Source organism: Sphingomonas lutea (assembly GCF_014396785.1).
GTDB lineage: Bacteria > Pseudomonadota > Alphaproteobacteria > Sphingomonadales > Sphingomonadaceae > Sphingomicrobium > Sphingomicrobium luteum.
This window is the reverse complement of the sequence record NZ_CP060718.1, coordinates 45724-57732: the sequence shown is the minus strand read 5'-3', so window position 1 is coordinate 57732 and position 12009 is coordinate 45724. Positions and strand designations below refer to the sequence as shown.

11 protein-coding genes, 1 tRNA gene and 1 pseudogene are annotated in these 12009 nt (G+C 65.7%); 7 read left to right on the top strand and 6 right to left on the bottom strand.

From position 1 onward, the window contains the following. Positions 1-10 precede the first annotated feature (10 nt). From maiA to H9L13_RS00305, 3 genes and pseudogenes are all read right to left on the bottom strand, one after another. Positions 11-691, bottom strand: coding sequence for a maleylacetoacetate isomerase (gene maiA / locus H9L13_RS00315; RefSeq protein WP_187538046.1), 681 nt, complete (start codon positions 689-691; stop codon positions 11-13). Between the two features lie 10 nt (positions 692-701). After that, positions 702-1084: pseudogene (locus H9L13_RS00310) on the bottom strand (acyl-CoA thioesterase). 17 nt (positions 1085-1101) lie between these two features. Then, the gene (locus tag H9L13_RS00305) at positions 1102-3243 is read right to left on the bottom strand and encodes a S9 family peptidase (protein ID WP_187538045.1); all 2142 of its coding nucleotides are present in this window, start codon (positions 3241-3243) and stop codon (positions 1102-1104) included. Between the two features lie 282 nt (positions 3244-3525). On the opposite strand from H9L13_RS00305, the gene H9L13_RS00300 reads away from it, so the two are divergent. Continuing rightward, positions 3526-5328: an aminopeptidase P family protein gene (locus tag H9L13_RS00300; RefSeq protein ID WP_187538044.1), complete on the top strand. Its 1803-nt coding sequence runs from the start codon at positions 3526-3528 to the stop codon at positions 5326-5328. A 68-nt stretch (positions 5329-5396) separates the two neighbouring features. Here H9L13_RS00300 and H9L13_RS00295 read toward each other — a convergent pair. Next, positions 5397-5471, bottom strand: a tRNA-Thr gene (locus tag H9L13_RS00295). Between the two features lie 24 nt (positions 5472-5495). Here H9L13_RS00295 and H9L13_RS00290 point away from each other — a divergent pair. The 6 genes from H9L13_RS00290 to fahA all read left to right on the top strand — a co-directional run bounded on the left by H9L13_RS00290 (position 5496) and on the right by fahA (position 10520). Further along, positions 5496-5657, top strand: coding sequence for a hypothetical protein (locus H9L13_RS00290; RefSeq protein WP_187540452.1), 162 nt, complete (start codon positions 5496-5498; stop codon positions 5655-5657). Beyond that, positions 5657-6658, top strand: coding sequence for a threonine aldolase family protein (locus tag H9L13_RS00285; protein ID WP_187538043.1), 1002 nt, complete (start codon positions 5657-5659; stop codon positions 6656-6658). Before H9L13_RS00290 ends, H9L13_RS00285 begins: the two co-directional genes overlap by 1 nt. Next, complete coding sequence (locus tag H9L13_RS00280; RefSeq protein ID WP_187538042.1) at positions 6655-7578, top strand: DMT family transporter; 924 nt, start codon at positions 6655-6657, stop codon at positions 7576-7578. The genes H9L13_RS00285 and H9L13_RS00280 overlap by 4 nt, the downstream gene beginning before the upstream one ends. Before the next feature lie 72 nt (positions 7579-7650). Beyond that, the gene (locus H9L13_RS00275; RefSeq protein WP_187538041.1) at positions 7651-7851 is read left to right on the top strand and encodes a hypothetical protein; all 201 of its coding nucleotides are present in this window, start codon (positions 7651-7653) and stop codon (positions 7849-7851) included. A 108-nt stretch (positions 7852-7959) separates the two neighbouring features. Next, the gene (gene hmgA / locus H9L13_RS00270; RefSeq protein ID WP_187538040.1) at positions 7960-9240 is read left to right on the top strand and encodes a homogentisate 1,2-dioxygenase; all 1281 of its coding nucleotides are present in this window, start codon (positions 7960-7962) and stop codon (positions 9238-9240) included. Continuing rightward, complete coding sequence (gene fahA, locus H9L13_RS00265) at positions 9237-10520, top strand: fumarylacetoacetase (protein WP_187538039.1); 1284 nt, start codon at positions 9237-9239, stop codon at positions 10518-10520. The genes hmgA and fahA overlap by 4 nt, the downstream gene beginning before the upstream one ends. Here the strand turns inward: fahA and H9L13_RS00260 are convergent. Beyond that, complete coding sequence (locus tag H9L13_RS00260) at positions 10506-11429, bottom strand: ketopantoate reductase family protein (RefSeq protein ID WP_187538038.1); 924 nt, start codon at positions 11427-11429, stop codon at positions 10506-10508. The two genes, fahA and H9L13_RS00260, sit on opposite strands and share 15 nt — an antisense overlap. Further along, complete coding sequence (locus H9L13_RS00255) at positions 11429-11884, bottom strand: Cif family virulence factor (RefSeq protein ID WP_187538037.1); 456 nt, start codon at positions 11882-11884, stop codon at positions 11429-11431. The genes H9L13_RS00260 and H9L13_RS00255 overlap by 1 nt, the downstream gene beginning before the upstream one ends. Between the last annotated feature and the right edge of the window lie 125 nt (positions 11885-12009).

The window sequence follows — 12009 nt, the reverse complement described above, 5'->3', positions numbered from 1 at the left end:
GCGACGCGGTTCATTGGGCTTGCTCCTGCTGGGACCCCATCAAAGTACGACTTTGATCGGACCCTTGTTTGTCCGGATGCGCCTTCGTGAAGGCCTCCAGCTTGGCGGCACTGGCGTCGGCGCGCAACAAGGTGGGGTAGGCATCGAGCGGCACGTTGAAGCGCCGCGCATTGAACAGCTGGGGCACGAGGCAGACATCGGCGAGGCTCGGCTGGTCGCCGAACAGGAAGTCGCCTGCGTGCGGTGCGGCCATCGCTTCGAGTGCCGGCAGCCCTTCGGAAATCCAATGCGCATACCAGGCGTCGACCGTCTCCTGCGGCTGGCCGAGCTCGCCCTTCAGATATTTGAGTACGCGAAGGTTGTTGAGCGGGTGGATGTCGCACGCGATCGTCATCGCCATCGCCCGGACGTGCGCGCCGTCGGCGGGATCGCGCGGCATCAGCGGTGGATCGGGGATCGTCTGGTCGAGATAGACGACGATGGCCAGGCTCTGCGTCAGGCGGAGGCCCTCGATCTCCAGCATCGGCACGAACCCCTGCGGGTTGATCGCGCGATAGTCGTCCGACTTCTGCGCGCCCTCGGCCAGATTGACCGACCGGCTTTCATAATCGACGCCTTTGAGGTTGAGCGCGATGCGCACGCGATAGGCGGCCGAGGAGCGGAAGTAATCGTAGAGGATCGGGCGGCTCATCGCGCGACTGTTACGCTTCTCCGAGGAAGGGCGCTATCACCTCGGCGGGGACGCGGATGGGGCGACCCGCGGCCTTATCGATAATCGCCCACCAGCTGCGCGCGCGGACGCGGACCTTCCCGTCCTCGCCAAGGAATTCCATGTGCCGGTCGAAGCGCGCGCCCTTGGGCGTCTCGCCCGCCCAGGTCCGCGCAATGATCCGCTCCCCTCAAGCGCCGAGCGCAGATAATCGATCTCGTGCCGCACGATGACCCAGAAGTAGGCGGCATCGTGCGCGGGATCGGCGACCGTTCGCCAGTGCGTGACCGCGACCTGCTCCATCCACTGCACCCACACGGCATTGTTGACGTGGCCGAGCTCATCAATGTGCTCGGGCCCCGCGATCAGCGCCATCTCGAAGACGGGGCGCGTCACTCGTCCCCCACCTGCGTCATGATGAACGCATAGGTCTCCGCCACCTCGTGGAGCTTTTCCCAGCGGCCGGACTTGCCGCCGTGGCCGGCGCCCATGTTGATCTTGACCAGCAGCAGATTGTCGTCGGTCTTGTGGGCGCGCAGCTTGGCGCCCCATTTGGCGGGCTCCCAATAGGTCACGCGGGGGTCAGTCAGGCCGCCGGTGATCAGCATCGGCGGATAGGCCTGGCGCTTCACATTGTCGTAAGGCGAATAGCTGCGGATGTAATCGAACGCGTCCTTGTCGGTGATCGGGTTGCCCCATTCGGGCCACTCGCCGGGCGTCAGCGGCAGGGTATCGTCGAGCATCGTATTGAGCACGTCCACGAACGGTACGTCGGCGACCACCGCGCCCCACAGCTCGGGATCGCTGTTGACCACCGCGCCCATCAGCTCGCCGCCCGCCGAACCGCCGTTGATCGCAATCTTTCCAGGCGCCGTGAACTTCTCCGCCACCAGCCCCCGCGCGACATCGACGAAGTCGTTGAAGGTGTTGGTGCGCTTGTGGAGCTTGCCGTCGAGAAACCATTGATGGCCTAGGTCATCGCCGCCGCGGATGTGGGCGATGGCGCAGGCCCAGCCGCGGTCGAGCAGGCTGATGCGATTGCTGTTGAACACCGGCGGGATGGCGAGGCCGTAGGCGCCATAAGCATAAAGGAAGAGCCTGCCCGCGCCGTCCTTCTCGAACCCTTTGCGGTAGACCACCGACACCGGCACGCGCGCCCCGTCCCGCGCGGTGATCATCAGCCGCTCGGTCGCATATTGCGACGCGTCGTAGCCCGACGGGATTTCCTGGACCTTGCGCACCTCGAGCTCGCCCGTTTCCGGATGGTAATCGTAGGTGGTCATCGGCGTGACCATCGACGAATAGCCGAGGCGGTAGCTGGCGGGCGCGAACTCCGGATTGCCGTGGAAGCCGGCAGAGTAGGTCGCTTCGCCGAACGCGATCGCTTTCTCTTCGTCGGCATAGGTGCGTAGTCGGAGCTGATCGAGGCCGTCGACGCGGCTGCTGATCGCCAGGTGATCGCGATAGGCGGCGATCCCCGTGAGGTAGGTCCGGTCCGATCCGGGAACGACCGTCCGCCACTCGCCGGGGGTCCCCAGGTCGGCCTCGGCGATGCGGAAATTCACATGGTCGTCGTTGGTGTGGATCCAGAGTTTCCCATGCGCCGCATCGACATGATATTCGCGGTTGGCCTGACGCGGAGAGATCAGCGTCAGCGGCTGCGACGGGTCGGCGGCGGAGACGAAGCGCACCTCGCTCGTCGCATTGTCGCCGGTCGAAATGAAGATCAGGCTGCGGTCCTGCGATCGGCCGATGCCGACGCTGAACCCCAATTCCTCGGTCTCCTCGTAAAGCGTGACCGCTTCGTCCGCCGGCTGCCCTAGGCGGTGGTAGCGCGCGCGATAGCTACGCCAGTTATCGTTGACCTCGAGGAACACGATACCTGCGCTGTCGCTGGTCCACACGGGGGAGCCGATGCCGACATCGGTGACGGTCTCGATATCCTTGCCGGTGGCAAGGTCGCGAATGCGCAGCTGGAACCGCTCGGAGCCATTGTCATCGACCAGGGTCGCGAGCAGCTTTCCGTCGGGGCTCACCTCCAGCGCGCCGAGCCGGAAATAGTCTTTGCCCTCGGCCTCGGCGGATTCATCGAAGAGGGTTTCCCCTTCTCCGCTTGTGTCGAGCGAAGTCGAGACACCTTCAGCTCGGGGCGGGCGTCCCTCGACTTCGCTCGGGACGAACGGAGTTGAGGTGGCTGGCCTGCGATACCATGTCCGATATTGCGCCCCCGGCTTGAACGCCCACCAATATTCCCAGTCGCCGTCGCGCAGGGGCACAGACGAATCGTCCTCCTTGATCCGCCCCTTCATCTCCGCGAACAGCTCGTCGAGCAGCGGCCGCTGCTCGTCCGCCCAATGCTCAAAATAGGCATTCTCCGCCTTGAGATAGTCGAGCACGTCGGCATCATCGACCGCCGGATATTTCGGATCGCGCAGCCAGTGCCACGGGTCTTCGATCGTCACCCCGTGACGTTCGTAGCTGTGCGGGCGCTGTTCGGCAGTTGGCGGTGACGGGTGGTCAGCAGGGATATTCATTCCGCGCTTCTAGCGGCACGGCTTGCGACCGGAAGAGGGAAAGCTGTGCCGGCACCGGCCGTCCGACTTTTCGGTGTCCTACAGCGCTGCTCATCATCTATGTCTGCTGCGGAAGGGTAGATCCGAAGCGATCCGGGCCCGCAGATTCGGCGATTTGCGAAGGTCACAACTTTCGACCCTTCGCACAGAGGCGGAAGGCCGCGTCGGACGAGACCTTTGTGATCTTGGGCCTTTGACCGCGATCCGCGCTGCCCTAATTGGGAAGCCAACGGAGTTTTACCGATGTCTACCTATGCCGATCGCCTGAAGGCCCTTCGCGAACAACTCAAGGCCAACTCGCTCGACGGGTTCGTCGTCCCCCTGACCGACGAGCATATGAGCGAATATGTCGGGACCTATGCCCAGCGCCTGGCCTGGCTGACCGGGTTCGAAGGCTCGGCCGGCTCGGCCGTCGTGCTGCCCGAAGAGGCCGCGATCTTCACCGACGGGCGCTACACGCTGCAGGTCCGCAGCCAGGTGAGCGCAACCGAATGGAGCTATCAGTCGGTGCCGGAAACGAGCACGACCGAATGGCTCAAGGAACATGCGCCGCAGGGCGGGCGCATCGGCTACGACCCGTGGCTTCACACGCGCGATTGGGTGAGCGCGGCGCGCAAGGCGCTGGCGGCGCGCGGCGCGGAGCTGGTCGCGGTCGAGCGCAATCCGATCGACGAAATCTGGACCGACCGGCCCGAGGCTTCGAAGGCCAAACTGGTCGTCCAGGCCGACGAACATGCCGGGCGCTCGGCAGCCGATAAAAGGACCGAGGTCGCCGACTGGCTGACCAAGCATAAGGCCGACGCCGCGGTCCTTTCCGCGCTCGATTCGATCGCCTGGGCCTTCAACATCCGCGGGCAGGACGTGTCGCGCACGCCGGTCGCGCTGGCCTATGCCCTGGTGCATGCCGACGGAACCGCCGATTTGTTCGTCGCCGGTGAGAAGATCGGCGCCGACGTGCGGCAGCATCTCGGCAACGGCGTGCGCATCCACGAACGCTACGAATTCGAAAATGCGTTGGGCGAGCTCAAGGGCAAGCGCGTGGTGGTCGATCCCCAACATGCGGTCGCCGCGATCTTCGAGGCGCTGGAACGGGCAGGGGCCGAGGTCATCGCGATGCGCGATCCCACGATCCTGCCCAAGGCCATCAAGAATCCGGTCGAGATTGCCGGCCAGAAAGCCGCACAGGAACGCGACGGCGCGGCAATCTCGCGCTTCCTCCGCTGGGTCGAGACCGAAGCGCCCAAGGGTGAGGTCGATGAGTTGACCGCCTCGGACAAGCTCGAGGCGTTGCGCCGCGAGAATCCCGAGTTGCGCGACCTGTCGTTCGACAGCATTTCCGGCGCCGGCCCGAACGGCGCAATCGTCCACTATCGCTCGAGCGAGAAGACCAATCGCAAGCTTGAGCAGAATTCGATCTATCTAATCGATTCGGGCGGGCAATATGTCGACGGCACCACCGACATCACGCGGACCGTCGTCGTCGGTGAGCCGACCGACGAGATGCGCGACCGCTTCACCAGGGTGCTGAAGGGCCACATCGCCATCGCATCCGCCGTCTTCCCCAAGGGCACGCGCGGGAGCCAGCTCGACAGCTTCGCGCGGCGGCCGTTGTGGGAGGCGGGGCTCGATTACGCCCACGGCACCGGCCACGGCGTCGGCAGCTTCCTGTCGGTTCACGAAGGGCCGCAGCGTATCTCGCCCGTCGGCAGCGCGCAGAGCGGCGGCGACGAGCCGCTGCAGGCGGGCATGATCCTGTCCAACGAGCCCGGCTATTACAAAACCGGCGAATATGGGATGCGGATCGAAAATCTGGTGCTGGTGGTCGAACGCGACATTCCGGGCGCGGAAAAGGACATGCTCGGCTTCGAGACGCTGACCTTCGCGCCGATCGACCGGCGGCTGATCGACGCCGAAATGCTCGATCCGGCCGAGCTGACCTGGCTCAATTGCTATCACGCGCATGTGCTGGCGCGGATCGGGCCGAAGCTGTCGGGTGAGGATCTCGAGTGGCTGCGGCAGGCCTGCGCGCCGATCGAGGTGGATTGATGGACCTCAGGACGGCATCCGTCGGCTTTTCAAGCTCGACCATCCCCCGGATGGTCTGTGCGTGAAAATGGTGCTGCCGGTGAGGATTGAACTCACGACCTCAGCCTTACCAAGGATGCGCTCTACCACTGAGCTACGGCAGCACTTTCAGGCGGAACGGCGCGCCTATGACGGCGGGCCTTGCGCGTCAAGCCGGAGTCGGCGCGTTGGCCGATAAGAACGCTGCCAACCGGGAGCGGCTCGCTGCCGCGCTGCGCGAGAACCTGCGGCGTCGCAAGGCGCAGGCGCGGGAGATCGGAGCCGACGGCGACAAGAAGAACGAGGATTGATGCGCTTTTTCTCCGATAATGCCGCCGCCGCGCATCCGCGGGTGATCGACGCCATCGCCGCGTCGAACCGGGTCAGCACTGCCTATGACGGCGATGACTATAGCGCGCGTCTCGACCGCGCCTTCTCGGACGTGTTCGAAACCGAAGTCCGGGCCCTTTGGGTAACGACCGGGACCGCGGCCAATTGCCTGGCGCTGGCGGCGATGTGCCCGCCATTCGGCGCGATCCTGTGCCACAAGGATGCGCATATCGAGAATGACGAGGCGGGCGCACCGGGCTTCTTCAGCGGGGGCGCCAAGCTGATGCTGGTCGATGGGCCGGGTGCCAAGGTGACGCCCGATGCGCTTGCCGCAGCCTGCGACCGCGTGCGCAAGGACGTCCACCAGGTCCAGCCCGCCGCGCTGTCGATCACCAATGCCACAGAATATGGCCTGGCCTATTCCGTCGCCGAAGTGGGTGCCTTGGGCGAGGTGGCAAGATCGCGGAGCTTGGCCTTCCACATGGACGGCGCGCGCTTCGCCAACGCCATCGTCTCCACCGGCGCATCGCCGGCCGACGTGACGTGGCGCGCCGGGGTCGAGGCCTTATCGTTCGGGTTCGTCAAGAACGGCGGGCTCAATGCCGAGGCTTTGGTGCTGTTCAATAGCAAGCTGGCCGACGAGATCGCGGTCCGCCGCAAGCGGGCGGGCCATTTGCTGTCGAAGGGCCGGATGCTCGCCGCGCAGATCCTCGCGATGCTCGACGGCGACCTGTGGCTCGACAATGCGCGTGCCGCCAATGCCGCTGCGCAGAGCTTGGCGCAGGCTGCGCCCGGCAGGCTGGTCTATCCGGTCGAGGCCAATGAACTGTTCCTCAAGGTGAGCGCCGAGGAGGCCGCGGCGCTGCGCGGGCAGGGCTTCGATTTCTACGACTGGGGCGTTGGCGAAATCCGGCTGGTGACAAGCTGGGACCAGCAGGGCGCCGAGGTCGACCGGCTCGCCACCGCCATCGCCGCCTTGTGAGCAAACGCCGCGCCGACCTGTCGGTCGTCATCCCTTTCATCATCTTCACTTTGATATGGGGCGGCACCTGGATCGTCATCCGCGACCAGCTCGGCACCGTCCCGGCGCACTGGTCGGTGACCTATCGCTTCATCATCGCCGCGGCGGCAATGGCCGTCGTCGCCGTGGCGCGCGGCGAAAGCCTGCGCCTGCCCCGCAGCGGCATTCTTGCCGCAGCGATCCTCGGCGCCCTCCAGTTCGTGATCAATTTCAACGCTGTCTATTTGGCAGAACATCATGTGACGTCGGGGCTGGTCGCGACGGTCTTCGCGCTGCTGGTGATCCCCAACACGCTGCTCGGCTGGGCTTTCCTCGGCCAGAAGCCGAGCGCGCGCTTCGCTTGGGGCTCGCTGGTCGCGGTCGCGGGCATCATGCTCCTGTTCGTCCACGAACTGCGCGAGCATCCGGCACGAACGGATGAAATCCTGCTCGGCATTGCGCTGACCATCGTCGGCATGCTCGGCGCATCGGCGGCCAACGTCTTCCAGGCCCGCGACAAGGTGCGGCGCTTCCCGCTGTTCAGCCTGCTCACCTGGGCGATGGGGTTGGGTGCGTTGATGGACGGCGTCATCGCGCTCGCGTTGTCCGGCGCACCAGTGATCGAAACGCGCCCCGGCTATTGGTTCGGCCTCGTCTATCTTGCGATCTTCGCCTCGGCGCTGGCGTTCAGCCTCTACCTCCCAGTGGTGCGCAAGATCGGTCCAGGCAAAGCGGCCTATTCGAGCGCGCTGGTGCCGATCATCGCCATGGGCTTCTCGACCTGGCTCGAAGATTATCGCTGGACCGCGCTGACGATCGCCGGTGCGCTGCTGGCGATCGGCGGCATGCTCCTCGCCCTCACGCGAAGCCGGTCCACCGTCCCAGCGCCCGACGCCGGATAAGGTGCGCGGGAACCGCGACCCCCAAGCTTCGTTCGTTACGCTGCAACAACGTGCAAACAGGGAGAGTATTCCATGGCCGACAACGACAGGCCCGAGGTCGAACGTACGACCGTGGTCGAAACTGGCGGCGGCGGAGGCGGCGGTGTTCTTGCCGTTGTCCTGCTGATCATCGTCGTCCTCGTGCTCCTGTTCCTGTTCCGCGACCAGCTCGGGTTCGGCGGGGACACCACGGAAGTCACGGTTCCGGACAAGATCGAAGTCAACGTCAACTAATCCTTCAAGCTCATGCAGGCGGGCCGCGAGTCCCGCCTGCGCACGGGCGCGGTCCTTTGGGCTGCGCCCGTTTGAGTTTGTCCGCCCGACGCACTAACCACCGCGCCCATGAGCGACCTGCGCTACCAGAGCGGCTTCGGCAGCCATTTCGAGAGCGAGGCGGTGGCGGGGGCGCTGCCCAAGGGCCGCAATAGCCCGCAGAAACCCGCCTTCGGGCTCTACGCCGAACAATTGTCCGGAAGCGCGTTCACTGCACCGCGCCACGAAAACCGCCGCAGCTGGCTTTACCGCCTGCGCCCAACCGCCGACCACCGGCCCTTCACCCGCTACGACGGCGCCCGCCTGTTCGCGCCGGGTACGGTTGCGGAGCCGCTGGCGCCCAATCGCTTGCGCTGGGATCCGCCGGCCGACCTGCCGGCGAGCACCGACTTCGTCGATGGCGTGGTGACAATGCTCGCCAACCGCGATCCGGCCGATCTCGAAGGCGTCGCGGTGCATTTATACCGCGCCGACAAATCGATGATCCGCCGCCTGTTCGTCAATGCCGACGGCGAACTGCTGATCATTCCGCAATCGGGCGCGCTGCGCATCGCGACCGAGCTTGGCCGGCTTGAGGTTGCCCCCGGCAGCATCGCGCTCATTCCCCGCGGCGTGAAGTTCCGGGTCGAGGTCGACGGCGAAGCACGCGGCTATGTCGCCGAGAACCACGGTGCGCCGTTCCGCCTGCCCGACCTTGGGCCGATCGGCGCCAACGGCCTCGCCAATCCGCGCGATTTCGAGACGCCCGTGGCAGCCTTCGAGGATGACGACAGCGAGACCGAGGTCGTCCAGAAATATCTCGGATCGCTGTGGCGCACCACGCTCGACCATTCGCCGCTGGATGTCGTCGCCTGGCACGGCAATTACGCGCCCTCGCGCTACGATCTGTCGCGCTTCAACGTGATCGGATCGATCAGCTTCGACCACCCCGATCCATCAATCTTCACCGTCCTGACCTCGCCCAGCGATGTGCCCGGGCGTGCCAACGCCGATTTCGTCATTTTCCCGCCGCGCTGGATGGTGGCGGAGGACACGTTCCGCCCGCCCTGGTTCCACCGCAACGTGATGAGCGAAGCGATGGGCCTTATCCATGGCGCGTACGACGCCAAGGCGGACGGCTTCGCGCCGGGCGGGCTGAGCCTGCACAATCTGATGAGCGGGCACGGGCCCGACGTCGACAGCTGGCGCAAGGCGAGCGAGGCCGAGCTCAAACCCCACAAGATAGAAGGGACGATGGCCTTCATGGTCGAAACTTGCTGGCCCTATCGCCCGACGCGCTTCGCGCTCGACCGCGCACAGCCCGATTACGACGCCGCCTGGGCGGGCTTCCCCAAGGCGAAATTGCCATGACCATCGATCAATCGCTGAAGAGCTGGGTCGCCTCGGCCAACGGCCACCGCGACTTTCCCATCCAGAACCTGCCGCTCGGCATTTTCTCCGAGGCCAAGGGCCGCCGGCGCCCGGGCGTCGCGATCGGCGACTATGTCCTCGACCTCGTCGCCATCGCCGATCTGCTCGACGAGGACATGCGTGAGGATTTCGAGCAGCCCGTGCTCAACGCTTGGTTCGCGCGCGGTCCCGAAGCACAGCGGCGGCTGCGCGAGCGGCTTGCCGAATTGCTGTCCGACGCGCGCTACCGCGACGATATCGAGCCGCAGCTGATCGGCCAGAGCGAAGTGCGGCTGCACGTGCCCTGCCTGGTCGGCGACTACACCGATTTCTACGTCGGCATTCATCACGCGACCAATGTCGGCAAGCAGTTCCGGCCCGACCAGCCGCTGCTGCCCAATTATAAATATGTGCCGATCGGCTATCACGGCCGCGCCAGCTCGGTGCGCCCGTCGGGCGAGGACGTGATCCGCCCGGGCGGCCAGCGCAAAGGCCCCGACGAGGAGGTCCCGACCTACGGCGCCTGCCGCCGCCTCGATTACGAGCTCGAACTCGGCATCTGGATCGGGCAGGGCAACGAGCTCGGCTCGCCGATCCCGATCGGCGAAGCGGGCGAGCATATCGCGGGCTACTGCCTGCTCAACGACTGGTCGGCGCGCGACCTGCAGGCGTGGGAATATCAGCCGCTCGGGCCGTTCCTCGCCAAGAATTTCCATACCAGCGTCAGCGGCTGGGTCGTCAGCCCGGACGCGCTTGCGCCCTTTCGCAAGGCGATGCCAGCGCGCCCGGCGGGCGATCCCGCGCCGCTGCCGTATCTCGACGACGCGGCGGACCGCGAAACGGGCGCGCTGGCGGTCCAGCTTGAAGTCACGCTGACGACCGAGCGGATGCGTGCCGAGGGTGTCGCGCCGCACGTCCTCTCGCGCGGCTCGGCCGATGCGGCCATGTACTGGAGCGCCGCGCAGATCGTCACGCATCACAGCTCCAACGGCTGCAACCTGCAGCCAGGCGACCTGATCGGCACCGGCACGCTGTCGACCGACCAAGACGAGGGATTGGGCTCGCTGCTCGAGATCAGCCGCGGCGGCAAGCAGCCCGTGACGCTGGCCAATGGCGAAACCCGCAGCTTTCTCGAAGATGGCGACGAAATTACGCTGCGCGCCTGGTGCGAAGGTGGGGGCGCGGTGCGAATCGGCTTCGGCGAATGCGTCGGACGGGTGGTCGGCTCAGGTCAAGCCTGAGCTCTCCGCCATCAGCCGCGTGACGGCGTAGAGCCGGTCGAGCGCAGGCGTCACGATGTCGCGGCGCTGCGCGATTTCGCGCGGGGCGCCGAGCAGGGCTTCGAGCTCGATCGGCCGCCCGGCCTCGACGTCCTGCAGCATCGATGTCTTGAACGCGCCGAGCTTGGCGGTGACCGCCATGCGGTCTTCGCCGCGCTCACCGATCGGGCAGCCGATGGCAGCACCTACCGCTGCCAGTTCGCCCATGCCCTCGAGCATCCAGGCGCGGCATTCGGGATCGGCGAGGATTCGGTCGCAAGTCGTGCGGACCAGTGCCGACAGCGGGTTGATCGTCGCATTGCCCCACAATTTGTACCAGATGGCGCGGCGGACGTTGCCGGTCAGGTCGGGGCGCAAACCGGCGTCTGCCAGCACACCCTCAATCCGTGCGAGCCGCACGCTGCTCGAGCCGTCGCGTTCGCCGATAATCAATTTGTCGACGAAGTTCACCCGCACGCAATCCAGCGCCGTCCGGCTGCACGTGGCGTGGACCACGCAGCCCATGACTTGGTTCACCGGAAAAGCGCGGGCGATCGCGCCATCGGGATCGACCGCGCGCAGCGGCTCGCCATCGACAAACCACCAGGGCACGCCGTTGAGCATCGGCAGCACGACGGTTCCGGACGAAATGTGCTTGCCTAGCGTTGGTGCAACGGAGGGCAGATCGGTCGCTTTCACTGCGACGATCAGCAGATCGGCGGGCCCATCGAATCGGTCGAAGGTCGCGACTTGGACCTCGCCCGCCTGCTCGATCGAAATGCCGTCGATCGGGCCGCGGCTGGTCAGCGCCATTACTTTGTTGCCGGCGAGCGCGAGCCGCGCGGCGACCCAGCCGCCAATCGCCCCCGCGCCGACGACACAAATGCGCATCAGTCGACGGTTACCCCGGGACGCTTTGGCCATTCCAGGTCGGGGTTGCGCTCATTGTCCCAGATCATGTGGATAATCCGCCAGCCGAGTTCGGGGTCGCGGAACAGCTGGATCGAATTGATCCCGCGCCGCTCGACATCGGCATCGTCGGGCGAGGTGCGGGCTTCGTAGTTGCTCCACACGTGGGCCATGTTGCCGAATAGGTCGATGCGGCGCGCGGTCTCGACTTCGTAGAAGGGCTGGCTTTCGAAAAAGGGCGACGTGTTCGCCGCATATTCGTCAAGGCTCATCACCTTGCGCTGCGGACGGCCGTCGTCGTCGACCCAGGTGCGCACCTGATGCGCATCTGGCAGAAAGCTGTTGGCCTGCCGCGACCAGTCGCGCGGGCCGGCCGGGCCCGAGATCATCGCGTACATCTCATCGATGACGGCGCCGATGGCTTGCAGGTCGTTCATTGGCCGGTCTCCCGAGAAGGTACGGGGGTGCATTCAAGACGTGCGTCGACTCACCTTCCGGACGCTAGCTAAAGAGCTTGCCTCCGGAATGCACGATTGTGCCGCGGTATCGTAGCTAAGCACCT